The organism is Thiobacillus denitrificans, assembly GCF_001530125.1.
GTDB classification, from domain to species: Bacteria; Pseudomonadota; Gammaproteobacteria; order Burkholderiales; family Thiobacillaceae; genus Thiobacillus; species Thiobacillus denitrificans_C.
In genome coordinates this window covers 83,481-108,288 of the sequence record NZ_LDUG01000021.1, presented here as the reverse complement: position 1 = coordinate 108,288, position 24,808 = coordinate 83,481, and the positions used below count along the sequence as shown (strand labels likewise).

Sequence of the window (24,808 nt, the reverse complement as noted above, 5' to 3'; positions counted from 1 at the left end):
CCCCGGCACCCGCCGTGGCGGTCCCCGAATCGGCCAGCGCCGATGCCGCACCGGTGGCGGATGCGGACGGCAATTGCCGTTTCCGCATCGAACTGCCCGAGGTGCCGCAGCGCGATGTGGACGCGCTGGCGGCAGAACTGGGCCTGCTGGGGACGATCAGCCAGGAGAGCCTGGCCGACCAGCGCGTGGTGTTCACCCTGACCACCCCCGAGAGCCAGGACAGCATCGTCGCGATCTGCTCGTTCGTGCTCGACCCGGACGACCTCAAGATTACGCATGGTAGTGCGCAAACCGGCGCCGCTGAGGCGAAACCAGCAGCCGAAGATCCCGGTTACGGGCTATTCGAGCCGGAGAAAACGGATGCCGTCCAACCGGCCGTTGCAACGGCCGCTGCAACCGCAGCCGCTGCGCCCGCTGCCGAAGCCAGGAATCCTGGCCGTCGCGCCACCGACAAGGAAGGCACCGGCCAGGAATCCTCGTCGATCCGGGTCGGCATTGAAAAGGTCGACCAGCTGATCAACCTGGTCGGCGAACTGGTTATCACCCAGGCCATGATCGAGCAGCGCATCAGCGTGCTTGATCCGATCCAGTACGAACGCCTGCTCAACAGCGTCGGCCAGCTGACCCGGAACACGCGCGACCTGCAGGAAGCGGTCATGTCGATCCGCATGATGCCGATGGATTATGTGTTCTCGCGCTTCCCGCGCATGGTGCGCGACCTGGCCGGCAAGCTGGGCAAGAAAGTCGAGTTCGTCACGCGCGGCGCCGCCACCGAACTCGACAAAGGCCTGATCGAACGCATTGTCGATCCGCTGACCCACCTGGTGCGCAACAGCGTCGACCACGGCATCGAGATGCCCGAGAAGCGCCGTGCCAGCAGCAAGAACGAAACCGGCAAGCTGACCCTGTCGGCCGCACACCAGGGCGGCAACATCGTGATCGAGGTGAGCGACGATGGCGGCGGCCTCAGTCGCGAGAGGATCCTCGACAAAGCCAAGCAGCAAGGCCTGCCGGTATCGGACACGATGCCCGATGCCGATGTCTGGCAACTCATTTTTGCGCCCGGCTTTTCCACCGCGGAAGTCGTCACCGACGTATCCGGGCGCGGCGTCGGCATGGATGTGGTCAAGCGCAACATCACGGCGATGGGCGGCACCGTCGACATTCGTTCCGTTCCGGGCGCCGGCACCACGATCGCCATCTCGCTGCCGCTGACGCTGGCGATTCTTGACGGCATGTCGGTCAGGGTGGGCGAAGAGGTGTACATCCTGCCGCTGGGTTACGTCATCGAATCACTGCAGCCGGCGGCCGCAGACGTCAAGGAAATTGCCGGTCAGGGGCAGGTGGTCAAGATCCGTGGGGATTATTTGCCGCTGATCCCGCTGTATCAGATTTTTGCCATCGAACCGAACTTCACCGACCCGGCTCAGGGGATCGTCGTCATTCTCGAAGCCGACGGCAAAAAAGCCGCCCTGCTGGTCGACGCCCTGGTCGGGCAGCAGCAGGTCGTCGTCAAGAACCTCGAATCGAATTTTCGCAAGGTGGCCGGCATTTCCGGCGCCACCATTCTGGGAGACGGCGGCGTTTCGCTGATCCTCGATGTTTCCGCGCTGTTGCGCTCAAGCCGCCAACTCAACGCCGACCCCGTTTTTTCCTAAGGCCAGATAAGGATCAAAGCCATGTCGTACAGCACGCAGACGCAAGCACAAACCGAAGCCGGCGAGGTTGCCGGAAAAGAGTTTCTGGCCTTCACCCTGGGCAGGGAAGAGTACGGCATCGACATCCTGCGGGTGCAGGAAATTCGCGGCTACGAGCCGGTCACCCGGATTGCCAATGCGCCCGATTTCATCAAGGGCGTGGTCAATCTGCGCGGCATCATCGTGCCGGTCGTCGACATGCGTATCAAGCTCAACCTGGGCACGCCTACCTATGACCAGTTCACCGTGGTCATCATCCTGAGCATTGGCGGACGGGTCGTGGGCATGGTGGTGGACAGCGTCTCCGACGTCACCACGCTGTCGCCCGAGCAGGTGAAGCCTGCGCCGGAGATGGGGACGACCTTCGACAGTGATTATCTGATCGGTCTCGGCACGCTCAACGATCGCATGCTGATCCTGGTGGATATCGACAAGCTGATGTCCAGCAGCGAAATGGGCCTGATCGAGAAAATGGCAGCCTGAGCGGTCGGCAGAAAAATCAATGCTGCCATTCAAGTTAATCGGAGCGTTTTGAATGTTTGCAACCTGATCATCAAGCCGCGCCTGATCTCCAGCCTTGCTTCATTGGCTAGACCTCAGGCGAGAAGCGGGTCATCGACAAGCGTGTTTGGCCATGCGGCCATCGTTGGAATTGAAATGTGATTTTTTAAGTGAAGGCTTTGCAGATATGAAACTGAAATCAAAAATCGTTTTGAGCATGGGAATGGTATTCATGCTTTTCAGCGTTGCGATCGGCGTGGCGCTGACCGGCATGCAGAGCAACAAGAACCGGTTCGAGCATTTACTCGATCAGGATCTGGCGCTCGCCCAGGCGACCAACAATCTCTATGCCCACGGCCTGCAAATGGGCCAGGCCTTGCGCAACATCGTCATGGACTCGACCAACCAGGCGGCTTACAAAAACCTGGAGGCTTCGGCCGCCGAGTTCAAGGCAAGCAGCCAGACCGCCCTGGCACTGGCCGCGGCGAACCCCGCCGAGCTGAAAATCCTGGAAGAAGTGGTGGCCTTGCGCGAGCAGCAGGTGCCGCTTCAGGCCAAGGTCGTTTCGCTGGCAAGCACCGATCAGGCCGCGGCTATCGCGGTCATCAGCCAGGAAGAAACGCCGGTGTGGCGCAATATCCGGACGCGCCTGATGGATTTCAATAAGGCAAAAAGTGTCGAAGTCGAACAGACCAAGGCTGAGATGTCCGCATTCAGTGAGCGCATGCTGACGATCACGCTGGTGCTCGTGCTGGTGGCGCTGGTCGCGGCGAGCGCGATCGTTTACTGGCTGGTTCGTCACATCATGAAGCAACTGGGCGGTGAGCCTGCTTATGCCGTGGAAATTGCCCGCGCGATCTCCGGCGGGGACTTCTCCAGGTCCGTTACCGTTGAAAAAGGGGACACCTCAAGCCTGCTGTTTTCCATCAACGCGATGCGTGAAAACCTGACGGGAACAATTGGTGATATCCGCCATGCGACCGAGACCATTGCCACCGCATCGAGCCAGATTGCTGCCGGCAACCTCGACCTGTCCTCCCGCACCGAAGAGCAGGCGTCGAGCCTGGAAGAGACCGCCAGCTCGATGGAGGAGTTGACCAGCACCGTCAAGCAGAACGCCGAGAACGCGCGTCAGGCCAACCAGCTGGTCGTCTCCACCGCCGATGTTGCGGTCAAGGGCGGCAAAGTGGTGAGCCAGGTGGTCGACACCATGGCCTCGATCAAGGACAGCTCGCGCAAGATTTCCGACATCATCGGCGTTATCGATGGCATCGCCTTCCAGACCAACATCCTTGCCCTGAACGCCGCGGTCGAAGCCGCGCGCGCCGGCGAGCAGGGCCGCGGCTTTGCGGTGGTCGCCGCCGAAGTGCGCAACCTGGCCCAGCGCAGCGCCGGTGCCGCCAAGGAAATCAAGTCGCTGATCGAGGATTCGGTCGGCAAGGTCGACGCCGGCGGCAAGCTGGTCGACGAAGCCGGCAAGACCATGGACGAGATCGTCACCTCGGTCAAACGCGTCACCGACATCATGAGCGAGATTGCGGCGGCGAGCCAGGAACAGAGCGCCGGCATCGAGCAGGTTAATCAGGCCATCGGCCAGATGGATGACGTGACCCAGCAGAACGCCGCGCTGGTGGAGGAGGCCGCGGCCGCCTCCGAGAGCCTGCAGGATCAGGCCGGCAAGCTTGCCGAGGCGGTGAGCGTGTTCAAGCTGGAAAGCGGCTCCTACCGTTCGCAGGTCGAGCGTCCGGCTCTGGGCAGCCGGGCGGCGGCAATGCCGAAATCCACGTCCCGGGCAGCGCCGGCCAGGGCGATCGCCTCACCGAAGAAGCTTGCAGCTGCCGGCGGCGGCAATGAGGAGTGGGAAGAGTTCTGAGTATGGAATCGCAACCAGGAGGGTGGAGGGTCTTGTAGGAGGCCCGCCCTCGGGCCGAAGCCGTGGGGGTCGCAATGGTGTGAATTCGGGGCGAGGGCGCCCCGCCTACAGGCCCGCGGTGTCGTAGGAGGCCCGCCCCCGGGCCGATGGGTTGGTCGTCGCGGTGCGAATCGCGGCGAGGGCGCCGGTGCGTGGTTGTTGCCGCTTAAGCGGCTTACAACCATGGCCTACCCCTTGCGGGTGCTCCCACAGGTGGCGTTTGATGGCAGGCGTGTAAAGGTTTCTGGACGTGAAATCGGCAGCAGTGATTGTGTAAGTCCCGGATTAGGTTGTTTGAACGAGATGTAAAGGAAATAAAATGTTGGCGAACCTGACGATTAAATCAAGGCTGATCTTCGTGATCGGTTTCCTCTCCGCGCTGCTGGTGGGCATCGGGATCATGGGCCTGACCAGTCTGAACTCCACCAACAGCGCGTTCAAGAGCGTCTACGAGGACAGGGTGCTTGCGGTGGGGCAGCTGGAACGCATTTCCGCGATGATCAATAAAAACCAGATCATCGTTGGCGAAGCGGTTGTTGGCCAGCTCTCGGCCTTCCCTGAAGACGTGGCGGTGGTCGACAAGCAGGTGGTCGAGGCCCGGGCGGTGATCGAGGAAATCAACACCACCTGGAAGGCCTACATGGCCACCCGGCTGACTGCCGAAGAAACCAAACTCGCCGAAGCCTTCAACGCCAATCGCATTGCTTATGGACAGTCGGGCCTGAACCCGGCGCTGGCCGCCTTGAGCGGCCATGATTTCCAGCAAGCCAGCGAAATCCTGCAGGGGGAGATGAAAACGGCCTACCCGAAAGTGCGGGAAAGCGCGGAAGCGCTGATTGCATTGCAGCTCGCGATTGCCAAAAGCGAGTTCGAGGCAGCGCAAAGCCGTTATGTCATGGTGCGCAATATCTCCATGGCGGTCATTGTGTTCGGCGTGCTGCTGGCCACCCTGATTGGCTTCTTGCTGATCCGCGCCATCACCGGTCCGCTGAACGCTGCCGTGAAGCTGGCACGCGGCGTGGCCGCGGGCGATCTGACACAACGCATCGAAGTCAGCTCGACGAATGAAGTCGGTCAGCTGTTGCAGGCGCTGAAAGACATGAATGACAGCCTGGTCAGTGTGGTCGGTCAGGTGCGCAACGGTGTTGACACCGTTGCGCACGCGTCGAGCCAGATTGCCGCCGGCAACCTCGACCTGTCGTCTCGTACCGAAGAGCAGGCGTCGAGCCTGGAAGAGACCGCCAGCTCGATGGAAGAGCTGACCAGCACCGTCAAGCAGAACGCCGAGAATGCGCGCCAGGCCAACCAGCTGGTGGGGTCCACTGCCGACGTTGCGGTCAAGGGCGGCCAGGTGGTCGGTCAGGTGATCGACACCATGGCCTCGATCAAGCAAAGCTCGCGCAAGATTGCCGACATCATCGGCGTCATCGACGGCATTGCCTTCCAGACCAACATCCTTGCTCTCAACGCTGCGGTCGAAGCCGCGCGTGCGGGCGAGCAGGGGCGCGGCTTTGCCGTTGTCGCCGCCGAAGTGCGCAACCTCGCGCAGCGCAGCGCGGGTGCGGCCAAGGAGATCAAGGGCCTGATCGAGGATTCGGTCGGCAAGGTCGACGCCGGCGGCAAGCTGGTCGACGAAGCCGGCAAGACCATGGACGAGATCGTCAGCTCGGTCAAACGCGTCACCGACATCATGAGCGAGATTGCGGCGGCGAGCCAGGAACAGAGCACCGGCATCGAACAGGTCAATCAGGCCATCACCCAGATGGATAACGTGACCCAGCAGAACGCCGCGCTGGTAGAGGAAGCCGCGGCTGCGGCTGAGAGCATGCAGGAGCAGGCGGCCAAGCTTGCCGAGGCGGTGAGCGTGTTCAAACTGGAGAGCGGGGCGTACAGCACACAGGCTGCGCTTCCGGTCCTGAAGGACGTCGTGTCTGTATCGACGAGGTCCAGCCCCAGGGCAATGCCGGCACCGGCTGCGCGGCCGAAGAAACTGGCAGCCGCTGGCGGTAATAACGATGAGTGGGAAGAGTTTTGAGGTGCGAAAATCGCGGCGAGGGCGCCGCGCCCACAGGTTCCGCGCTGTTGTAGGAGGCCCGCCCTCGGGCCGATGCCGTGAAGGTTGCGACGGCACGAAATTCACGGCGAGGGCGCCGCGCCTACATCCGAAAGCAATTACTAAAAACTATCGTTTGAGGGAAACAAGCAATGCGATCGAACATGCCGGTAACCAATGTCGAATACGTCCTGCAGGACACCGAAACGGTGGTGTCGAAGACGGACCTGCACGGCAACATCACCTACGTCAACCAGGACTTCATCAACATCAGCGGGTTCAGTGAAGCCGAGCTGATCGGGCAGCCGCAGAATATCGTGCGCCACCCCGACATGCCGGTCGAGGCGTTCGCGGATTTCTGGAGCACGCTCAAGGACGGCAAGGCGTGGACCGGCCTGGTGAAGAACCGCTGCAAGAACGGCGATCACTACTGGGTGGAGGCCAATGCCGCGCCCCTCATCGAAAACGGGCAAATGGTCGGGTATTCCTCGATTCGGACCAAACCCGCCCGGGACCAGGTTCAGGCGGCGGAAGGCGCCTACCGTGCCATCAAGGGCGGCGACAAGGGGCTGAAAATTCAGGAAGGCAACGCGGTCAGGCCTTCTTTCCTGCAGCGTTGCTGCCTCAGCAAGTTGAGCGGCTTGTCCCTGAAAGCGATCCTGACGCTGGCCGCCATTTCGATGACCATCCTGTTTGTGGCGATGGGCATTCTGGCCTGGCTGGCAACAAACGAAGCCAATCAGTCGTTCACCGGCTGGCTGATCACGATTGCCGCATTGGGCGTGCCGCTGGCGGTCTTGTTTGGTGTGATGTGCTACCGCATTGTCGTCGTGCCCCTGGAGCGCGTGCGGGACGATATCGAGCGCATGAGCGCAGGCGACCTGACCGGGCGGATCGTGGCCAGTGGTGCCGACGAGGTGTCCAGGCTGATTCAATCGCTGCGGGTGCTGCAGATCAACATCAAGTTGCTGGTCGGGCAGATCAAGCAGAGCACCGAGATCGTGAGCATGGGGGCCGGCGAGATCGCTACCGGTAACGCCGACCTGTCCGGACGCACCGAGTCGCAGGCGTCGAGCCTGGAAGAAACCGCAAGTTCAATGGAGGAGCTGACCAGCACCGTCAAGCAGAATGCCGATAATGCGCGTCAGGCCAACCAGCTCGTCGTCTCCACCGCCGATGTTGCGGTCAAGGGCGGGAAAGTGGTGAGTCAGGTGGTCGAGACCATGGCCTCGATCAAGGAAAGCTCGCGCAAGATTGCCGACATCATCGGCGTCATCGACGGCATTGCCTTCCAGACCAACATCCTGGCGCTGAACGCCGCGGTGGAAGCCGCGCGTGCCGGCGAGCAGGGACGCGGTTTTGCGGTCGTCGCCTCCGAAGTGCGCAACCTTGCACAGCGCTCAGCGAGCGCGGCCAAGGAGATCAAGGGCCTGATCGAGGATTCGGTCGGCAAGGTCGACATCGGCGGCAAACTGGTGGACGAAGCCGGCGAAGCCATGGACGAGATCGTCAGCTCGGTCAAGCGCGTCACCGACATCATGAGCGAAATTGCAGCGGCGAGCCAGGAACAGAGCGCCGGCATCGAGCAGGTCAACCAGGCCATCACCCAGATGGATGAAGTGACCCAGCAGAACGCCGCCCTGGTCGAACAGGCCGCAGCCGCCTCCGAGAGCATGCAGGAGCAGGCGATGAAGCTTGCGGAGCTGGTGGGCGTTTTCAGGCTGGTGCAGGGCGGGCAGGGTCAGGTTCGTCAGCAGGCACGGGCACCCGTCAAGGCGGCCGGCAGGACGAAGGCATTGGGGCTCCGCCCGACCACAGGACGCAAACAGCTGGCTGGCACTTGATGGCGAGGGGCAGGATGCCGGCTGATGAATGAGGCGTGGTGTTGTACAGTACGGTTATATCGAGCTCGCTTTAACGCGCGCACATGTTGAAAACAGAGCACTGAGCACACGAATAATTTCGACATGAAGCCCGCATTGAAAAAACAGCAGGACAGCACCAAGATATTCGAATTCACGCCGCGTGATTTCGCGCGGGTGCGTGCCCTGATCTACAAGCAGGCCGGGATCTCGCTCGGCGAAAGCAAACAGGAGATGGTCTACAGCCGTCTGGCGCGGCGCCTTCGGGCAAAAGGTCTGAACACCTTCGAGGCATACCTCGACGGTCTGGAAAGTGGCCGTGACAACGAAGAGTGGGTGGCCTTCACCAATGCGCTGACCACCAACCTGACCTCGTTTTTTCGCGAGGCGCACCATTTCCCCATCCTGGCCGAACATCTCCTGAGCAGGAAGGCGTCGCTGTCGATCTGGTGTTCGGCCGCTTCGACCGGGGAAGAGCCCTATTCGATCGCCATGACGGCATGCGAGGCATTCGGCACGCTTACGCCGCCGGTCAATATCGTGGCCACGGACATCGACACCAACGTGCTGGAAACGGCGGCCAACGGGGTATATCCGGCCGAGCGTATCGACAAGATGGCGCAGGATCGCGTCAAGCGCTTTTTCCAGCGCGGCCGTGGCGAGCGTTCCGGGCTGGTGCGGGTGCGCCCCGAACTGCGCCAGTTGGTGACCTTCAAGCCGCTCAATCTGCTGGCCAGCAGCTGGCCGGTGAGCGGGCCGTTCGACGTGGTGTTCTGCCGCAATGTCATGATCTATTTCGACAAGCCCACGCAGGGCCAGATTCTTTCGCGATTCGTGCCGCTGATGAAGCCGGACGGCTTGCTGTTCGCCGGCCATTCCGAAAACTTCATGTACGCCTCCGATGCGTTCAAGCTGCGCGGCAAGACGGTCTATGAGCTGGACCCTCGCCATGGGGGGGCAAGGAAGCCGGCATGAATTCCGCCATTGAAGAGCAGCTTGCGACCAACCTGTATTACGACCGGAACTTCGACTGTGAAACCGCCAAGATATTGCCCGGAGAGTATTACTTCACCGGCAAGCCGATGCTCATCGTCACGGTGCTGGGTTCCTGTGTGGCGGCGTGCATACGCGACCGCGTTTCGGGCATCGGCGGGATGAACCATTTCATGCTGCCGGACAGCGGTGGCGATGCCGGCAGTCCGGCCTCGGCGTCGATGCGCTACGGCGCCTATGCCATGGAAGTGCTGATCAACCAGCTGCTGAAGGCGGGCGCGCGCCGCGAGAACCTGGAAGCCAAGGTGTTCGGTGGCGGCAATGTGCTGCGCGGCTTTACCAGCATCAACGTGGGCGAACGCAATGCCCGCTTCGTGCGCGACTTTTTGCGGACCGAAAATATTCGCATCGTGGCGGAGGACCTGAACGACGTGCATCCGCGCAAGGTGTATTTCTTTCCGGCCACCGGCAAGGTACTGGTGAAAAAACTCAAGCAGCTCAACAACTACACACTGGTGAAGCGCGAGCAGGACTATGCCAGCCGACTCAAGACCAATCCGGTGGGCGGCGACGTCGACCTGTTCTGACCGGAAGAAAACTAGCATGGTAAAAATCAAGGTTCTGGTTGTGGATGATTCGGCGCTGATCCGCGGCGTGATGAAGGAGATCATCAATAGCCATCCCGATATGGAAGTGGTGGGTGTGGCGCCCGACCCGCTGGTGGCGCGCGAGTTGATCAAGCAGACCAACCCCGACGTACTCACGCTGGACGTTGAAATGCCGAAAATGGACGGCCTGGAGTTCCTCGAGAAACTGATGCGATTGCGGCCGATGCCTGTGGTGATGGTGTCGTCGCTGACCGAGCGGGGATCGGACATCACCCTGCGCGCGCTGGAGCTGGGCGCAGTGGACTTCGTGACCAAGCCGAAGATGTCGATCCAGAGCGGCATGCTTGAGTATGCCGAGCTGATTGCGGAAAAAATCCGCGTCGCGGCGCGGGCCAACATCAAGCCACGCGTCACGGTGCAGAGCCACACCGACGGCACCCCGCTGGCGGCCGTGCGCAATCCGTTTGTCAGTAGCGAAAAGGTGATCATCATTGGTGCCTCCACCGGCGGCACCGAAGCGATCAAGGATTTTCTGATCCAGCTGCCGCCCGATTGCCCCGGCATCCTGATCACCCAGCACATGCCGGAAGGCTTCACCCGCTCGTTTGCCAACCGGCTCGACAAGCTGTCCAGGATTTCCGTCAAGGAAGCCGAAGGCGGCGAGCGCGTGCTGCCGGGCCATGCCTATCTGGCGCCGGGGCATTCCCACCTGCTGCTGGTGCGCAGCGGCGCCAACTACATGACCAAACTCGATCAGGGGCCGCCGGTGAACCGCCACCGTCCTTCCGTCGACGTCCTGTTCAACTCGGCCGCAGTGAGTGCGGGCAAGAACGCGGTCGGCGTCATCCTCACCGGCATGGGCCGTGACGGCGCAGCGGGAATGTTGGAAATGAAAAAAGCCGGCGCCTACAACCTGGCGCAGGACGAAGCCTCGTGCGTGGTCTTCGGCATGCCCAAGGAGGCCATCGCCATCGGCGCCACTCATGAGGTCGGTCCCCTGCACGAATTGCCGGGACGGGTGCTGAATTTTTTTGCGGCGCATGGCAACCGGGCGATGCGGGTTTGAGTCCAGCTTGAACCTTCGCGTGAATCGATTTTCTGTCGGCTTGACGGCTCAAGTTTGACGCCGCTTTGCCGATTCTTCCAGTAGCAAAATAAACCGCATTTTTGGAGTTATGCATGGCCGATCCGAACACGAAATTTCTGGTTGTTGACGACTTTTCCACGATGCGACGCATCGTGCGCAACCTGCTCAAGGAACTGGGTTATTCCAACGTTGAAGAAGCGGAAGACGGCGTCGACGGCCTGGCCAAGCTGCGCGCGGGCAACTTCGACTTCGTCGTATCCGACTGGAACATGCCGAACATGGATGGCCTCGACATGCTGAAGAATATTCGTGCCGATGCCGCGCTGTCCAAACTGCCGGTGCTGATGGTGACGGCCGAAGCTAAAAAGGAAAACATCATCGCCGCGGCGCAGGCCGGTGCCAGCGGCTACGTGGTCAAGCCTTTCACCGCCGCCACGCTCGATGAGAAGCTCGCGAAGATATTCGAAAAACTTGAAAAAGCAGGGGCCTGACGTGGATACGCAATTCGCCAGCGCTGCCGCGGCTGCTGCCGCGCCCGATGCCGCGCCCGATGCCGCGCCCGATGTCGTGGGCGTCGAAGGGAACGAACACGACGAGATGCTGGCGCGCGTCGGCCAGATCACCCGCACCCTGCACGACAGCCTGCGCGAGCTGGGTTTCGACAAGGTGCTGGAAAAGGCGACTGCGGATATTCCCGATGTACGGGAGCGCCTGAACTATGTGGCGCGCATGACCGAACAGGCGGCGCAGCGCGTGCTCAACGCCACCGATGCCGCCATCCCCATGCAGGAGCGCATCGATGCAGGTGCCGACGAAATCCTGAATGGCTGGCAGGCCGCCTTCAAAGCGCCCTTTTCGGAAGCCAATTACCGCGACATGGCCACGATGACCATGCAATGCCTGACCGATATGCGCAACGACACCAGCGCAACCAAGCAGCAGTTGCTGGACATCATGATGGCGCAGGATTTTCAGGATCTCACCGGCCAGGTGATCCGCAAGGTGACCGATCTCGCGCATGGCATGGAGCAGCAGCTGGTGCAGCTGCTGATCGACTATGCGCCGGCCGAGGTGAAGCGGGAATCCAATAGCGGCCTGCTCAACGGCCCGCAGATCAACCCGGCGAACAAGAGCGACGTGGTGGCCGACCAGGGCCAGGTCGACGACCTGCTCGATAGCCTGGGTTTTTGATTAGTCCGGCCACCTGTAGGAGCGGCGCCCTCGCCGCGATTTTCGCACCGTCACAACCGCCACCCCATCGGCCCGAGGGCGAGCGTGCGTGGTTGTTGCCGACTTGTCGGCTTACAACCACGGCCTCCCCCTTGCGGGGGCTCCTACAACCCCACCTGTTCCACCTGCGCCTGATGCCCTTCAGGTGCTCACCGCGATTTCGGTAGCACTAATTCTTACCGGCCACCTGTAGGAGCGGCGCCCTCGCCGCGATTTTCGCACTCCTCTCGGCCCGGGGGCGGACCTCCTACACTCCGCCCGGGCGCAGCGTCTGGATCACCATGGTCGTGGCTTTGAACCCATTCTGGAGCATCTGTTCAAGCTGGGGGACGAAGTAGGGCAGGGTGAGATCCAGCACGATCAAGCCCACGCCCAGGGTGATGGGGAAGCCGATCGCAAAGATGTTGAGCTGGGGCGCCGAGCGCGTGAGGATGCCGAGCGACAGGTTGGTCATCAGCAGGATGGCGATCAGCGGCAATGCGAGCTGCAGGCCGGCGGCAAACACGGTGGAACCGAAGGCGGCCACGTTGTAGAACCCTGCGGCCGAGAGCGGTTGCGGGCTGATGGGCAGGCTCTGGAAACTGTCGACCAGCACGCCAATCAGCAGCAGGTGGGCATTCACTGCGAGGAACACCAGCAGCGCCAGCATATTGAAGAACCGGGCGAGCACCAGCGTTTGGCCGGCACTTTGCGGGTCGAAAAAGGATGCAAACCCCAGGCCCATCTGCAGGCCGACGATTTCGCCCGCGGCTTCGACCGCAGCAAAAACGATGCGCATGATGAAGCCGATCGCCACGCCGATGAGCAGCTGCTGTACCAGAATGAACAGGCCATGCCAGGACCCCAGGCTGACGTCGGGCATCGGCGGCAGAGTGGGCGCAATGATCAGGGCGATGAAAATGCCGAGTCCGATCTTGACCCGCCCAGGTACGGCACGGTGTCCGAATACCGGCGCCACCATGATCAGCCCGAGAATGCGGGTGAGCGGCCAGATGAAATTGATCAGCCAGGCATTGAGCTGGGCATCGGTGAGGCTGATCATCCTAAAAAAGAAGTTGAACCACAGAGGCACAGAGACACAGAGGAAAAGCAACGACTATGAAACATGGCAGGATCAACTCCATTGGGTGAGCCGGCAAAAATTGCTCACGCATCGTTTTCTCTGTGTCTCTGTGCCTCTGTGGTGAAAGAATTGCCGTTTTAAGTAGCATGGTTTGCCCGAGGCGTGACTAGCCGATGATGCCGGGCAGGCCGGTCAGCACCCGTCGCATGTAATCGGTCATCACCGTCAGCATCCACGGCCCGGCAAGGGCAAAGGTGACGAGCACCGCGAGCACCTTGGGAATGAAGGAGAGGCTGGGATCGTTGATCTGGGTGGCGGCCTGGAAGACGCTGACGGCAAGGCCGACGGCCAGCGTGACCAGCAGAACAGGAGACGCCACCAGGATGGTGATTTCCAGTGCGGTGCGGCCTATGGTCATTACACTTTCGGGCGTCATGGCGGGACTCGGTCAGGTTAATCCTGGAAAAGCATTTGAACCACAGAGGCACGGAGACACAGAGGAAAAACAAGAGGTTGCGGCACGCTGCGTTTTCACTCATTGGGTGAAAGCCTCATCGATGCAACACAAGTATTTAACGGGTTTCTCTGTGTCTCTGCGCCTCTGTGGTAAAGAATTCGGGTTAATAAAAGCTTTGCGCCAGCGAACCCAGCAGCAGATTCCAGCCGTCGACCAGCACGAACAGGATGATCTTGAAGGGCAGGGAGACGATGGCGGGCGACACCATCATCATGCCCATCGCCATCAGGATGCTGGCGACGACCATGTCGATGATGAGAAACGGGATGAACACGGCAAAGCCGATCTGGAAAGCGGTCTTGAGCTCGCTGGTGATGTAGGCGGGGATCAGCACGCGCATCGGCACGTCGGCGACCGAGTTCATCGGGCCGTTGCCGGACATTTTGGCGAACAGGGCGAGATCGGTCTCGCGCGTCTGCTTCATCATGAACGCGCGCAGGGGAACCGCGCCTTTTTCAAGTGCCTCCTGCATCTCGATACGGTTTTCCGACAGCGGCTGGTAGGCCTCGACGTAGATCTTGTCGAAGGTCGGGCCCATCACGAACAGTGTCAGGAACAGCGCCAGGCCGATCAGCACCTGGTTGGGCGGTGTCGACTGGGTGCCCAGCGCCATCCGCAGCAGCGACAGCACGATGATGATGCGGGTGAAACTGGTCATCATCAGCAGCGCGGCCGGCAAAAACGACAGCGAGGTGAGCAGCAGCAGGGTTTGCAGGCTCAGCGTGTAGGACTGGCCGCCGCCGGGAGCCGGCGTGCTGGTGAACGCAGGCAGACCTGCCCCCTGGGCCAGCGCCAGGGACGGCAGCAGCAGCGCTGCCAGCACGGTGCCAGCCTGCGTCAGGGGCAGCTTGGAAAGCACTGAACAAGCCCAATTGCCTGTCATTGCGAGCAACGCGAAGCAATCCAGTGTCTTGCCTGGCGAGCAAAGTCTGGATTGCCCTAAAGGACTCCGATCCACTATGGGCTGAAGCCCATGTGGAATCGTATGCCACGTCGCTGCGCTCCTCGCAATGACGAGTTGTTCAGGGCTTACCTTATTTGACACGGCGCTTCTCGATCATCTGATGCAGGCGCGCAGCAAAGCTGGCGTTAAGGCCGGGCGTGGTTGCTGACTGGATGTCACCCTTGGGCAGGGTCATCAAGGCATTGACGCTGCCGGGGGCCACGCCCACCACCAGCCAGGATTCCCCCACTTCAACCACCACGACCCGCTCGCGGGTGCCGACCGAAGCGCTGCTGACCACCCGCAGCAGACTGGTCGAGCCGCCCTGGGTGACGCCCAGCCGCTTGGCCACCCAGGCGGTGCCGGCAATCAGCAGCAGCACGGCCACCAGGCCGATGAATACCTGCAGCAGGCTGCCTGCGGCGGAGATGGCGGGTTCCGCGGGGGCGGCTACCGGGGTGCCGGTCGCCAGCGCCAGCGCCGGCAGGCTTAGCAATGTGCATGCAGCAATGAAGCCACGTTTCATTCTAAATTCCTTACCACAGAGGCACAGAGATATGTCCCGCAGGGACGGTATCCCTTGGGACACAGAGGAAAAAACAAAGACTTACATCGCGATGCCCAGTCACCTATCGGGTGAGTGGGCAAGTGCGGGCAAGCTATTGATTTCCTGTCTTTCTCTGTGTCCCAAGGGATACCGTCCCTGCGGGACATATCTCTGTGCCTCTGTGGTTCAAATACGGTTTTCAGCTTCATTTGTTAAGTTTCCGGATCCGCTCGGCGGGGGTAATGATGTCGGTCAGGCGCACGCCGAACTTGTCGTTTACCACCACCACTTCGCCTTGCGCGATCAGGCAGCCGTTGACCAGCACGTCCATCGGCTCGCCCGCCAGACCGTCGAGCTCGACCACCGATCCCTGCGCCAGCTGCAGCAGGTTCTTGATGGTGATCTTGGTGCGGCCCAGCTCCACCGTCAGCAGCACCGGAATGTCGAGAATGAAATCGATATCCTTGGCCAGTCCGCCGGAGGTGGTGGTGCCGGACAGCTCCTTGAAAATTTCCGGCGCCGTTGGTGTGGCAGTCACCGCTGGGGCCTGTTCGGCCATGGCGGCCGCCCAATCGTCTTCGGCAATGGCTTGGGTAGAGTCTTCAGACATGTTTTTCTCCTGTTTGCGGCTCGGTCGAGTTGCTCGACAGCAATTTTTCGACGCGCAAGGTGTATTGGCCGTTGAATTTTCCGTATTCGCATTCCATCACCGGCACGCCGTCGACCTTGGCCTCGATGGTTCGCGGAATGTCGAGCGGAATGATGTCGCCCACTTTCATGTCGACGATGTCGCGCAGGCTGATCGCTGCCGTGCCCAGATCGGCGACGAGCTCGACTTCCGCCAGCTGGATTTGCTGCCGCATCAGGCGGATCCAGCGCTTGTCCACTTCCAGGTTTTCAGCCTGCAGGCTGCTGGTCAGCAGATCCTTGATGGGTTCGATCATCGAATACGGCATGCAGAAATGCATTTCGCCGCTGATTTGGCCAAGCTCGATGGCAAAGGTGACCGCGACCACCACTTCGTTGGGGGTGGCGATGTTGGCGAACTGGGTGTTCATTTCCGAGCGGACGAACTCAAACTCGATCGGATAAATCGGTTCCCAGGATTTCGAGTAGGCCTCGAAAACGATAGCGAGAATGCGCTGGATGATGCGGTGTTCGGTCTGCGTGAAGTCCCGGCCTTCGACGCGGGTGTGGAAACGTCCGTCGCCGCCGAACAGGTTGTCGACCATGAGGAAAACCAGGTCGGGGTTGAAGATCATCAACGCCGTGCCGCGCAGTGGCTTGAACTGCACCAGGTTCAGGTTGGTGGGCACCACCAGGTTGCGGATGAACTCGCTGTATTTCGAGACCCGCACCGGGCCGACCGAAATTTCCACCCCGCGCCGCAGGAAGTTGTAGAGGCCGATGCGGAGCAGCCGCGCAAAACGCTCGTTGATGATTTCGAGCGTCGGCATCCGGCCACGCACGATGCGTTCCTGCGTGGCCAGGTTGTACGAACGCACCTCCGAACGATCTTCCTCGACCGGTACCTCATCGGCTTCGCCGGTCACGCCTTTCAGCAGCGCGTCGACTTCATCCTGCGAAAGAAAATTGTCGGCCATAAACGGTTTACTGGATCACGAACGAGGTGAACAGGACGTCGTCCACCTGTTGGGGTTTGCCTTTGGCGTAAAACGGCTGCTTCACCTGCGCCAGGATTTCCTGTGCGAGTTTCTGCTTGGCCTCGGCAGTGGTCAGCGCCTCGGCATGCTTGCTGGAGAGCAAGGCCAGCAGGCGGCTGCGGACGCGCGGCATGTGCAGCTTGATGGCGTCCGCCTGGGCCTGATCGGCCACCTGCAGCGTGACGTCGACCTGCATATAGCGCTCGCCGTCCTGAAGGTTGACGGTGAAGGTTTCGAGCGCCAGGTAGATAGGCGCTGTCTGCGGTTTTTCCTTGGCTTCCTTGGGGGCACCGTCTGACTGGGTGAAGAACCAGGTGGCCGCGCCGCCTCCCCCCAGCAGAACCACGAGGGCGCCGATGATGATGAACAGCGTCTTCTTCGACTTCCCGGCTGGGGCGGCTTCTACAGCCTCGTCAGGTTCGGCGGATTTGGCGGATACGGCGGATACGGCAGGTCTGGCCATCGATACGGTTCCTCTGTAGGGACAATGCGGTGTGGATGTTTGTCATTATTGAAAGAAACAAGCGCCTTCGATACCGGGAAAAGAGGGGGAAAAGGGACGCATATCGTTCAATGCAGGCGGCAGGTCTGCGTCAGTGCGGTTTTCAACCAAGGCGCAAATCCATCCGCCCTGCATCATTCCTGTGGGAGCACCCGCAAGGGGTAGGCCGTGGTTGTCCCCGCAAGGGGGAGGCCGTGGTTGTAAAGCCGACAAGTCGGCAACAACCACGCACTAAAGCCGACAAGTCGGCAACAACCACGCACGGGCGCCCTCGCCCCGAATTTCGCACCGTCGCAACCTCCACGGCTTCGGCCCGGGGGCGGGCCTCCTACAGGGGCACGGACCTGTGGGAGCGGCGCCCTCGCCGCGATTTCGCACCGTCGCAACCTCCACGGCTTCGGCCCGGGGGCGGGCCTCCTACATCGGCACGGACTTGAGGCTTTCGTGTAGGAGGGGCGCCCCCGCCCCGATTTCGTCCCGTCACCCCAGGCTCCGGCAGGCGGCGGGCCGTCAGGCGAAGGTGTCGATCAGTCCCCGCCCGGATTGTTGGATTGGTGCATGAATAGTCTGCAAGCCAGCCGTGACGGCTTCATCCGCGCCAATCGGCGGGGTGACCCGTTGTGCCTGGTGATCGGACGGATTGTCCTGCCGCGGCGTGTCCGCGCTCACTGTCGCCTGCTCCAGCTGGATGCCGGCTTCGTTCATCATTTCCTTCAGGCGGGGGAAGGCGGCCTCCAGCGCCTGGCGAACTTCGGGCTGGGCGGAGAAGAAGTTGGCCGTGGCCTGGTCGTTCGCAAGGTTCAGCACAATCTGCAGCGGCCCCATGTTGGGCGGGTTGAGCGTGAGCGTGGCCGTTTGCTGGGCACCTGCCGCCATCCACACGACCTTCTCGCCCAGGGCCTGGTTCCAGGCCGTTGTGCCCAGCGTGGGGGCCAATTTGGGGGATGCTACTTCATTCAGCGTGTGCAGGGTTTCAAACGCGGCCTGCGAGGCGGGGCGCATGGCGGGATTGCTCATGAGGTCCGACATGAACTCGCCTTTCATGGCATCGCCCTGCCGGGCCGCTGCCAGCTGACCCGAAAATGCGGTGGCCATGGCAGCCGTCGTTGACGCCTGCAAATTGGCTTTGCCAGACAGGGCGGGGTCGATTTTCTGCGTGTCGTGCGCATTGCCGGAAAATTGCCCGGCCTGCGCTGTCCGGCCCTTGCGGGAATTCTGGAAGGGCAGGATGCTGGCGTCCTCGTCGGATGGCTGATTTGCGTCAGCGCTGTCCATCTTGGCCGGTGCCGGCTTCAGCTGGTCCGGGTTAATCGCCAGTCCGAGCAGGGTCGCCGGATCGGTCTTGGCGTTCTCGGCCAGGGGCGGGGCAAGCGGATCGCGTACGGATTCACCAGCTTCCGTTGCCTTGGCTGCGGCATTCTCGCCGGATTCTGTCGGGCGGCCCGCCTGCGCCGCCGCGTCCTTGCCGGCATCGGCATCGGCGCCTTGCCTGGTCTCGCTGTTGCGCCGGTTCTGCGCCATCTCGCTCGACAAGACCTGGCTGAACGGCACGTCCGGCGCGGCGGAATCCTGCTGTTTGCCGGCGGCAGGCTGCGGCTGCGCAGCATTGACCGGATTGATATTCATGGGGGTCGCGTTCATGGTCTTGTGTCCTGTCAGATTTCAGGAAGGGTTGCGCTTGTACAGCGCGGTCCGGGCGGCGTGTTCGTCGTTCTGCTTCTGGTCGAGCCACAGTTCGCGACGCGCGGTTTCCTTGCTTGCGCGGTCAGCCAGTGTGACGAACGACATTTTCTTCTGCTCGCAGGCCTGCCAGACGACACGTGCCTGGGCGATCTGCAGTTGGGCGTCGCTGACGACTTTCTGCTGGCCGGCGATGGCGTGGTCGAGCTTTTGCATGAAGACCTGGAAGTTGTTGAAGTGCGTCGTGCTGATCCCGCTGGCCAGATTGGACTGGCAGCGCGCGGCATAATCGTCGCGGTACTGCGTCAGCAGGTCGAGTTTCTGGCCCGCCTCCTCGCCGGCGCGCAGCGTGGCGCCTAGCCGTTTCGCGGCCGCGTCGGTTTCCTTGTTCGCGAGATCGATCAGCGTATCGAGTGCGGAGGGATGAGCCATTCAGTGTGCCTGTCGTTCGGTGAGGGTTATTGGAACAAGGCTTCGAGTTCGTTCAGGCTTTGCTGGACGTTTGAGTGCTCGGAAATGGTTTGCTGCAGGAAGGCTTCAATGCCCGCCTGCAATTTGATGGCTTCGTCCAGCAGCGGGTCGGTGCCTGCCGCATAGGCGCCGACGTTGATCAGGTCGCGGCTGCGCTCGTAGCGCGAAACCAGTTTTTTCAGGCGGTGTGCGCGTTGCTGGTGTTCCGGCGTGGTGATGCCCTGCATGACGCGGCTGATCGACTGCTCGATATTGATGGCGGGGTAGTGGCCGCTTTCAGCCAGCGAACGATCCAGCACGATGTGGCCGTCGAGAATCGCGCGCGCGGCATCGGCAATCGGGTCCTGCTGGTCGTCGCCCTCGGTGAGCACGGTGTAGAAAGCAGTGATCGAGCCGCCGCCCGGCTTGCCGTTGCCGGCGCGTTCGACCAGCGCCGGCAGCTTGGCAAACACCGATGGCGGATAGCCCTTGGTGGCCGGCGGCTCGCCGATGGCGAGGGCGATTTCGCGCTGCGCCATGGCATAGCGGGTAAGCGAATCCATGATCAGCAGCACGTGCTTGCCCTGGTCGCGGAAATGCTCGGCGATCGAGGTGGCGTAGGCCGCGCCCTGCATCCGCACCAGCGGCGGGGTGTCGGCGGGTGCGGCCACCACGACGGCGCGTGCCAGGCCTTCCTCGCCGAGAATCTGTTCGATGAATTCCTTGACCTCGCGGCCGCGTTCGCCGATCAGGCCGACCACGATCACGTCCGCGCTGGTGTAGCGCGCCATCATTCCCAGCAGCACGCTCTTGCCGACGCCGGAACCGGCGAACAGGCCCATGCGCTGGCCGCGCCCCACCGTCAGCATGCTGTTGATCGCACGCACGCCGACGTCGAGGATGCTGTTGATCGGCGCGCGCGACAGCGGATTGGCGGCGCGGTTGTTCAGTGGTGCGGTGGCGGTGGTCTGCACCGGGCCGAGGCCGTCGAATGGCCGCCCGCTGCTGTCGAGCACGCGGCCCAGCAGGCCGTCGCCGACCGGCAGGTGCCGGGCGCGGTCGCTCGGCCGGCGACGGGGGTGATTCACCAGGCCCAGGCCGGGCAGGGTGGGGATCACCTCCACCGGGAATACCCGGGCGCCGGGCACGATGCCCTCGACGTCGCTTTGCGGCATCAGGAAAATCCGGTTGCCGTCAAACCCCACCACCTCGGCCTCCAGTTGCGTCCCGTTGGGCAGCGGAACGGTGCAGGCGCTGCCGACCGGCAGTTTCAGGCCGACCGCCTCCATCACCAGGCCGGCCACGCGGGTGACGCGCCCCGATACCTGCATCGGCTCGGCGATCGCAAGCAGTTCGCGGCAATCCTGCAGATAGGCTTTCCAGCGGGCGCTGTGGGGCTGCGTGTTCATCCTAAATTCCTCACCACAGAGACACGGAGGCACAGAGAAAGACAAGAGGTCAATAGGCTACCCGCACTTGGCCACTCACCCGACAGGTGACAGGGCGTCGCGATGTCAGTCTTTGTTTTTTTCTCTGTGCCTCTGTGCCTCTGTGGTTCAAATGCGGTTTTCGGGTTCATTCGTGTACCTCAGGCGGCCAGCCAGTCCGAATCCTTGCCGAGCGCAGCGGCCAGGCGTTGCCAGCGGGTGGGCAGGGTGGCATCGATCTGGTTGCTGGCGGTTTCCACCCGGCAGCTGCCGCGCCCAAGTTGTGCATCGTCGGTCAGCTGCCAGCCCGTTTTCGTGAGTTCGTCGCCGATCCGCTCCCTGACCAGCACAGCATCATCCGGATTCAGGAACAGCAGGGCCGGCTGGTGCAGCGCCGGCAGGTAGCGAACCGCTTCCTTGACGATGGGGATGACCAGTTCGGGGCGGACTTCCAGCGCCGATTTCAACAGCGCACGGGCAAGATCGACCGACAGATCGAGGACGTGCTGCGAGATGGTTTCATCGGCCTTGCCGACTTCCGTCGTGAACGTGTTTGCCAGGTCGCTCAAGCGGGTAGCTTCGAGCGCCGCTTGTTGCTGGCCCTCGGCATAGCCCTTGGCAAGGCCCTCGGCATGCCCGGCGTTGTAGCCTTCCTGTCGCGCCTGATCCTGGATGCCGCTGATCTGTTCGATCGTCGGCAGGGTGATGCCTGGGTGGCTCGCTTTATTGACCGAGTGAGGCGAGCCCTCGAAGCTGGCCATCTCCCAGGGCTTGAAGGCTGGCTGTTCCACGCTGCTAGACATATTGCTCTTCCCCGTTTCCGCCCAGCGAGATCTGGCCTTCATCGGCCAGGCGGCGAACCACCATCAGGATTTCCTTCTGTTGCGCCTCGACCTCGGACAGGCGAACCGGCCCCTTGGACTCCAGGTCTTCACGCATCATGTCAGCGGCACGCTGCGACATGTTCTTGAATATTTTTTCCCGCATGTCCTCTGACGCGCCCTTGAGCGCGATGATGAGCGAGTCGGACTGCACTTCGCGCAGCAGCAGCTGGATGCCGCGGTCCTCGATGTCCATGATGTTCTCGAACACGAACATCTCGTCCATGATTTTTTGCGCCATCTCGGGGTCGTAGCTTTTCAGGTACTCCATGGCGGCGGATTCATTTTCGCCGTTCATGAAGTTGAGGATGTCGGCCGCCGCGCGCGTGCCGCCCATCGGCTGCTTCTTCAGCACGTCGTTGCCAGACAGCAGCTTGGTCAGCACGTCATTAAGTTCGCGCAGCGCGGTCGGCTGTACGCCGGAGAGCGTGGCAATGCGCAGCAGCACGTCGTTGCGCAGGCGCTCGGTGAAAAAGCCCAGCACCTCGCAGGCCTGGTCGCGTTCCAGGTGAACCAGAATGGTTGCGATGGTCTGCGGATGTTCGTTGTGGACGAGGTCGGCCACCGATTCAGCGTCCATCCACTTCAGGCTTTCGATGCCGCTGGCATCGCCGCCGCCGCCGAGAATCCGGTTCAGCAGCGAAGACGCCTTGTCGTCGCCCAGCGCATTTCTGAGGACGGTGCGGATGTAGTCGTTGGAATCGAGGCCCAGCGAGGAATTCAGGTCCACCACCGTGTTGAAGTTCTCCAGCACGTGCTCCACATCCTCCTGCGGAATGGATTTCATGCTGGTCATGGCTTCGCCCAGCTTCTGCACTTCGCGCGGGCCGAGAAACTTCATCACTTCCGATGCGCCGGTCTCGCCCAGCGCAAGCATCAGGATCGCGCCCTTGGTCACGCCGCTTGGTTCACTCATTGCTGCCTACCCAGGTTTTTACAATGTTGGCGACCACGCGCGGATCCTCGTTGGCCATCTTTTGCGCCCGCGACAGGTTTTCCTGATAGTTGCGCTGGCCGGGAAGCGCCAGCATTCCGGCATCGGCGTGCTGCAGCTGGGCAGTTTGGCTGACCGGGGGCTGCGCCATCGATGCAGAGAGTTTCTTCAGCATCGGCTTGAGCACGCGCAGATACAGGATGAGCAGGAGCAGCGCCATCAGCAGGTATTTGCCTGCGGTCTTGGCCATCTGGATGTATTCGACATTTTCAGATTGCTTCCACCAGGGCAGGTCCGGGAGCGCTTCCGGTTGTTCCGCCAAGGCGAAGGGCGTGTTCACCACGTTGACGGAGTCGCCGCGTTCCGCGTTAAAGCCCATGGCCTCCTTGACCAGATTGTTGATCTGGGTCGTCTCGGCCCCGGTCAGCGGCGTCATGACCACCTTGCCATCGGCGTCGGTGGTTTTCTTGTAGTTGACGACCACAGCAACCGACAGCCGCTTCAGCCCGCCGACGCCCTGCTGCACGTATTGAATGGTCTTGTCGACTTCGTAGTTGACGGTTGCGTCCTTGCGCGTGTTGGTGCTGGCTTCCCCGTTGGCCGGGGCGACGGCGTTCTGTTCCGGCGCATTGATCGGCGCCGCATTGATCGGAGCGGTGGCCGGAGCCGGCGGCTGGTTGGTGAGCGCGCCCGGCACGCCGCCCGGGTTGCCGGTGCCGTTCAGCGATTCGCTGGTCTGCTGGCTGCGGATCACCATCGCGTCGGGCGTCTGGTTCGGCTTGTAGGATTCCACCGCCTGCTGGCTGCGCGAAAAGTCGACGTCGGCCGTTGCTTCGGCGCGCACGTTGTTGGGGCCGACGATCGGGGTGATGATCGATTCGATCCGCTTCACCACGTTTTGCTGCAGCTCCTGCACATATTTGATCTGGCTGGGGTCCATGCCGTTGGCGCTGGCCATCTTGCCGGTTTCGGAAAGCAGGTTGCCGTGCTGGTCGACCACGGTCACGTTCTTGATCGACAACTCGGGCACGCTGCTGGCCACCAGGTGCATGATGGCGCTGATCTGCTGCACATCCAGCACGCGGCCGGGATGCAGGTTGAGCAGCACCGAGGCAGTGGGCGTCTTCTGCTCGGACACGAAGACTGAATCCTTGGGCATGGCCAGGTGTACGCGCGCAGACTGCACCGAGGAGACCGATTCGATCGAGCGCGCCAGTTCGCCTTCCATCGCGCGCTGGAAATTGACGCGCTCGACGAATTGTGAAGCGCCGAGTTTCTGGTTTTCCATCAGCTCGAAGCCGACATTGCCGCCCTTGGGCAGGCCTTGCGAAGCCAGTTTCAGACGCGCATCGTGCACGCGGTCGGCGGGCACCAGCACCGCGCCGCCGCCTTCGGAGTATTTGTAGGGGACGTTCATTTTTTCCAGCTCGGCGACAATCGAGCCGCCGTCGCGATCGCTGAAATTCGAGAACAGCACGCGATAGTCCGGCTGCTGCCCCCACATCCAGACCGCGCCCATCACCGCAATGGCTGCGGCCACGCCCAGTGCCAGCATGATTTTTTGCCCGCCGGCAGTCCGGGTGAAATCCATGACGTTGCCCGGAACCACAATCTCGCCGCCTGCTGCCATATTATTCTGCCCCCCTCGTGCTGGCGTCATGGATCGCCTTGTTTCTGATTGTCGTGTTCATGTCGTGCTTTCCCATGAGGTATGCCCTATGTGATCGAATTATCGGCACTGCCAGGGTTTTCAATCGGGGGAATAGGCGCCGGTTTTCCGCGCTTATCGAACTTATGGCTTGCGGCCCGGCTGATAAGGTGAGCACGTGAAAAACCGCCTGCGCAGGCGGTGAATTGAGCGAAGGAGGACGCGATGAGCATTGGTGCAATCGATACAAGCCGGATAGAAGCGATGATGGCGCAGCTGCAGGCTGCGGCGGCACGCACGTCCCCTGCCAACGTCAACCCCCTGAGCGACGGTGGGCTGCAGACCAAACAGGCTAGCGCAGTCGACTTTCAGTCAGTTCTCAAAACTTCGCTCGACCAGGTCAACCAGGTCCAGCTGCAATCGCAGCATCTTGCCCAGCGTTTCGAGATGGGCGACAGCACGGTCAGCCTGTCCGACGCCATGATCTCATTGCAGAAATCCAGCATCGCCCTGCAGCAGACCGTGCAGGTGCGCAACAAGCTGGTGTCCGCCTATCAGGAAATCATGGCGATGGGCGTTTAAGCTACACCGCTGCGTGGCGGGTCCGGA

At 61.8% G+C, this 24,808-nt stretch carries 24 protein-coding genes; 11 read left to right on the top strand and 13 right to left on the bottom strand.

Annotated features, from left to right (window positions below; genetic code table 11):
• The 10 genes from ABW22_RS08690 to cheZ all read left to right on the top strand — a co-directional run.
• Window positions 1-1,658 (top strand): chemotaxis protein CheW (locus ABW22_RS08690; protein ID WP_082708652.1); only part of this gene is annotated, 1,658 nt, incomplete at its 5' end.
• A 21-nt stretch (window positions 1,659-1,679) separates the two neighbouring features.
• A complete protein-coding gene (locus ABW22_RS08685) occupies window positions 1,680-2,180 on the top strand; it encodes a chemotaxis protein CheW (RefSeq protein ID WP_059754939.1) in 501 nt (166 codons plus the stop codon).
• A 250-nt stretch (window positions 2,181-2,430) separates the two neighbouring features.
• Window positions 2,431-4,071 (top strand): methyl-accepting chemotaxis protein, encoded by a 1,641-nt coding sequence (locus ABW22_RS18335; RefSeq protein WP_330218758.1) that lies wholly within the window; start codon window positions 2,431-2,433, stop codon window positions 4,069-4,071.
• A gap of 358 nt (window positions 4,072-4,429) precedes the next feature.
• Complete coding sequence (locus tag ABW22_RS08675) at window positions 4,430-6,145, top strand: methyl-accepting chemotaxis protein (protein WP_059754933.1); 1,716 nt, start codon at window positions 4,430-4,432, stop codon at window positions 6,143-6,145.
• Window positions 6,146-6,315: 170 nt separating this feature from the next.
• Window positions 6,316-8,007, top strand: a complete 1,692-nt coding sequence (locus ABW22_RS08670; RefSeq protein ID WP_082708650.1) for a PAS domain-containing methyl-accepting chemotaxis protein — start codon at window positions 6,316-6,318, stop codon at window positions 8,005-8,007.
• Between the two features lie 123 nt (window positions 8,008-8,130).
• A complete protein-coding gene (locus tag ABW22_RS08665) occupies window positions 8,131-9,000 on the top strand; it encodes a CheR family methyltransferase (RefSeq protein ID WP_059754930.1) in 870 nt (289 codons plus the stop codon).
• On the top strand, window positions 8,997-9,605 hold the full coding sequence (gene cheD, locus ABW22_RS08660) for a chemoreceptor glutamine deamidase CheD (protein WP_059754927.1): 609 nt from the start codon (window positions 8,997-8,999) through the stop codon (window positions 9,603-9,605). The genes ABW22_RS08665 and cheD overlap by 4 nt, the downstream gene beginning before the upstream one ends.
• A gap of 16 nt (window positions 9,606-9,621) precedes the next feature.
• The gene (locus tag ABW22_RS08655) at window positions 9,622-10,692 is read left to right on the top strand and encodes a protein-glutamate methylesterase/protein-glutamine glutaminase (protein ID WP_059754922.1); all 1,071 of its coding nucleotides are present in this window, start codon (window positions 9,622-9,624) and stop codon (window positions 10,690-10,692) included.
• A 113-nt stretch (window positions 10,693-10,805) separates the two neighbouring features.
• Window positions 10,806-11,204 carry a chemotaxis response regulator CheY gene (cheY, locus tag ABW22_RS08650; protein WP_059754918.1) on the top strand — a complete coding sequence of 133 codons (399 nt, stop codon included), beginning with the start codon at window positions 10,806-10,808 and terminating at the stop codon, window positions 11,202-11,204.
• 1 nt (window position 11,205) lies between these two features.
• Window positions 11,206-11,904 (top strand): protein phosphatase CheZ, encoded by a 699-nt coding sequence (cheZ, locus tag ABW22_RS08645; protein ID WP_059754915.1) that lies wholly within the window; start codon window positions 11,206-11,208, stop codon window positions 11,902-11,904.
• A 286-nt stretch (window positions 11,905-12,190) separates the two neighbouring features.
• Here cheZ and fliR read toward each other — a convergent pair whose 3' ends face one another.
• From fliR to fliF, 13 genes are all read right to left on the bottom strand, one after another.
• The gene (gene fliR, locus ABW22_RS08640; protein WP_059754910.1) at window positions 12,191-12,985 is read right to left on the bottom strand and encodes a flagellar biosynthetic protein FliR; all 795 of its coding nucleotides are present in this window, start codon (window positions 12,983-12,985) and stop codon (window positions 12,191-12,193) included.
• Between the two features lie 187 nt (window positions 12,986-13,172).
• Window positions 13,173-13,442, bottom strand: coding sequence for a flagellar biosynthesis protein FliQ (fliQ, locus tag ABW22_RS08635; RefSeq protein WP_059754907.1), 270 nt, complete (start codon window positions 13,440-13,442; stop codon window positions 13,173-13,175).
• A 184-nt stretch (window positions 13,443-13,626) separates the two neighbouring features.
• A complete protein-coding gene (fliP, locus tag ABW22_RS08630; protein WP_419184924.1) occupies window positions 13,627-14,334 on the bottom strand; it encodes a flagellar type III secretion system pore protein FliP in 708 nt (235 codons plus the stop codon).
• 223 nt (window positions 14,335-14,557) lie between these two features.
• Entirely contained in the window at window positions 14,558-14,992 is a 435-nt protein-coding gene (fliO, locus tag ABW22_RS08625; protein ID WP_059754901.1) for a flagellar biosynthetic protein FliO, read from the bottom strand.
• A 226-nt stretch (window positions 14,993-15,218) separates the two neighbouring features.
• Window positions 15,219-15,623 carry a flagellar motor switch protein FliN gene (fliN, locus tag ABW22_RS08620; protein WP_059754899.1) on the bottom strand — a complete coding sequence of 135 codons (405 nt, stop codon included), beginning with the start codon at window positions 15,621-15,623 and terminating at the stop codon, window positions 15,219-15,221.
• On the bottom strand, window positions 15,616-16,617 hold the full coding sequence (gene fliM / locus ABW22_RS08615) for a flagellar motor switch protein FliM (protein WP_059754897.1): 1,002 nt from the start codon (window positions 16,615-16,617) through the stop codon (window positions 15,616-15,618). Before fliM ends, fliN begins: the two co-directional genes overlap by 8 nt.
• Before the next feature lie 7 nt (window positions 16,618-16,624).
• Window positions 16,625-17,140, bottom strand: a complete 516-nt coding sequence (gene fliL, locus ABW22_RS08610; RefSeq protein WP_059754894.1) for a flagellar basal body-associated protein FliL — start codon at window positions 17,138-17,140, stop codon at window positions 16,625-16,627.
• Window positions 17,141-17,689: 549 nt separating this feature from the next.
• The gene (locus tag ABW22_RS08605; protein ID WP_082708648.1) at window positions 17,690-18,820 is read right to left on the bottom strand and encodes a flagellar hook-length control protein FliK; all 1,131 of its coding nucleotides are present in this window, start codon (window positions 18,818-18,820) and stop codon (window positions 17,690-17,692) included.
• Window positions 18,821-18,841: 21 nt separating this feature from the next.
• Window positions 18,842-19,291 carry a flagellar export protein FliJ gene (fliJ, locus tag ABW22_RS08600; RefSeq protein ID WP_059754887.1) on the bottom strand — a complete coding sequence of 150 codons (450 nt, stop codon included), beginning with the start codon at window positions 19,289-19,291 and terminating at the stop codon, window positions 18,842-18,844.
• 26 nt (window positions 19,292-19,317) lie between these two features.
• The gene (gene fliI, locus ABW22_RS08595) at window positions 19,318-20,718 is read right to left on the bottom strand and encodes a flagellar protein export ATPase FliI (RefSeq protein WP_059754883.1); all 1,401 of its coding nucleotides are present in this window, start codon (window positions 20,716-20,718) and stop codon (window positions 19,318-19,320) included.
• Between the two features lie 179 nt (window positions 20,719-20,897).
• Window positions 20,898-21,539 carry a flagellar assembly protein FliH gene (locus ABW22_RS08590; RefSeq protein WP_059754880.1) on the bottom strand — a complete coding sequence of 214 codons (642 nt, stop codon included), beginning with the start codon at window positions 21,537-21,539 and terminating at the stop codon, window positions 20,898-20,900.
• Entirely contained in the window at window positions 21,532-22,533 is a 1,002-nt protein-coding gene (gene fliG / locus ABW22_RS08585) for a flagellar motor switch protein FliG (protein ID WP_059754878.1), read from the bottom strand. Before fliG ends, ABW22_RS08590 begins: the two co-directional genes overlap by 8 nt.
• Window positions 22,526-24,181 (bottom strand): flagellar basal-body MS-ring/collar protein FliF, encoded by a 1,656-nt coding sequence (fliF, locus tag ABW22_RS08580; protein WP_059754873.1) that lies wholly within the window; start codon window positions 24,179-24,181, stop codon window positions 22,526-22,528. Before fliF ends, fliG begins: the two co-directional genes overlap by 8 nt.
• Before the next feature lie 243 nt (window positions 24,182-24,424).
• Between fliF and fliE the strand changes: the two genes are divergently transcribed.
• Window positions 24,425-24,781 carry a flagellar hook-basal body complex protein FliE gene (fliE, locus tag ABW22_RS08575; protein ID WP_059754870.1) on the top strand — a complete coding sequence of 119 codons (357 nt, stop codon included), beginning with the start codon at window positions 24,425-24,427 and terminating at the stop codon, window positions 24,779-24,781.
• The last annotated feature ends 27 nt before the right edge of the window (window positions 24,782-24,808 follow it).

What these genes read in the sequence shown, in the direction of transcription:
- ABW22_RS08685 (WP_059754939.1), top strand. Translation starts at nt 1,680, where the DNA reads ATGTCGTACAGCACGCAGACGCAAGCACAAACCGAAGCCGGCGAGGTT.
- ABW22_RS18335 (WP_330218758.1), top strand. Translation starts at nt 2,431, where the DNA reads ATGCTTTTCAGCGTTGCGATCGGCGTGGCGCTGACCGGCATGCAGAGC.
- ABW22_RS08675 (WP_059754933.1), top strand. Translation starts at nt 4,430, where the DNA reads ATGTTGGCGAACCTGACGATTAAATCAAGGCTGATCTTCGTGATCGGT.
- ABW22_RS08670 (WP_082708650.1), top strand. Translation starts at nt 6,316, where the DNA reads ATGCGATCGAACATGCCGGTAACCAATGTCGAATACGTCCTGCAGGAC.
- ABW22_RS08665 (WP_059754930.1), top strand. Translation starts at nt 8,131, where the DNA reads ATGAAGCCCGCATTGAAAAAACAGCAGGACAGCACCAAGATATTCGAA.
- cheD (WP_059754927.1), top strand. Translation starts at nt 8,997, where the DNA reads ATGAATTCCGCCATTGAAGAGCAGCTTGCGACCAACCTGTATTACGAC.
- ABW22_RS08655 (WP_059754922.1), top strand. Translation starts at nt 9,622, where the DNA reads ATGGTAAAAATCAAGGTTCTGGTTGTGGATGATTCGGCGCTGATCCGC.
- cheY (WP_059754918.1), top strand. Translation starts at nt 10,806, where the DNA reads ATGGCCGATCCGAACACGAAATTTCTGGTTGTTGACGACTTTTCCACG.
- fliR (WP_059754910.1), bottom strand. Translation starts at nt 12,985, where the DNA reads ATGATCAGCCTCACCGATGCCCAGCTCAATGCCTGGCTGATCAATTTC.
- fliQ (WP_059754907.1), bottom strand. Translation starts at nt 13,442, where the DNA reads ATGACGCCCGAAAGTGTAATGACCATAGGCCGCACCGCACTGGAAATC.
- fliO (WP_059754901.1), bottom strand. Translation starts at nt 14,992, where the DNA reads ATGAAACGTGGCTTCATTGCTGCATGCACATTGCTAAGCCTGCCGGCG.
- fliN (WP_059754899.1), bottom strand. Translation starts at nt 15,623, where the DNA reads ATGTCTGAAGACTCTACCCAAGCCATTGCCGAAGACGATTGGGCGGCC.
- fliM (WP_059754897.1), bottom strand. Translation starts at nt 16,617, where the DNA reads ATGGCCGACAATTTTCTTTCGCAGGATGAAGTCGACGCGCTGCTGAAA.
- fliL (WP_059754894.1), bottom strand. Translation starts at nt 17,140, where the DNA reads ATGGCCAGACCTGCCGTATCCGCCGTATCCGCCAAATCCGCCGAACCT.
- ABW22_RS08605 (WP_082708648.1), bottom strand. Translation starts at nt 18,820, where the DNA reads ATGAACGCGACCCCCATGAATATCAATCCGGTCAATGCTGCGCAGCCG.
- fliJ (WP_059754887.1), bottom strand. Translation starts at nt 19,291, where the DNA reads ATGGCTCATCCCTCCGCACTCGATACGCTGATCGATCTCGCGAACAAG.
- fliI (WP_059754883.1), bottom strand. Translation starts at nt 20,718, where the DNA reads ATGAACACGCAGCCCCACAGCGCCCGCTGGAAAGCCTATCTGCAGGAT.
- ABW22_RS08590 (WP_059754880.1), bottom strand. Translation starts at nt 21,539, where the DNA reads ATGTCTAGCAGCGTGGAACAGCCAGCCTTCAAGCCCTGGGAGATGGCC.
- fliG (WP_059754878.1), bottom strand. Translation starts at nt 22,533, where the DNA reads ATGAGTGAACCAAGCGGCGTGACCAAGGGCGCGATCCTGATGCTTGCG.
- fliF (WP_059754873.1), bottom strand. Translation starts at nt 24,181, where the DNA reads ATGGCAGCAGGCGGCGAGATTGTGGTTCCGGGCAACGTCATGGATTTC.
- fliE (WP_059754870.1), top strand. Translation starts at nt 24,425, where the DNA reads ATGAGCATTGGTGCAATCGATACAAGCCGGATAGAAGCGATGATGGCG.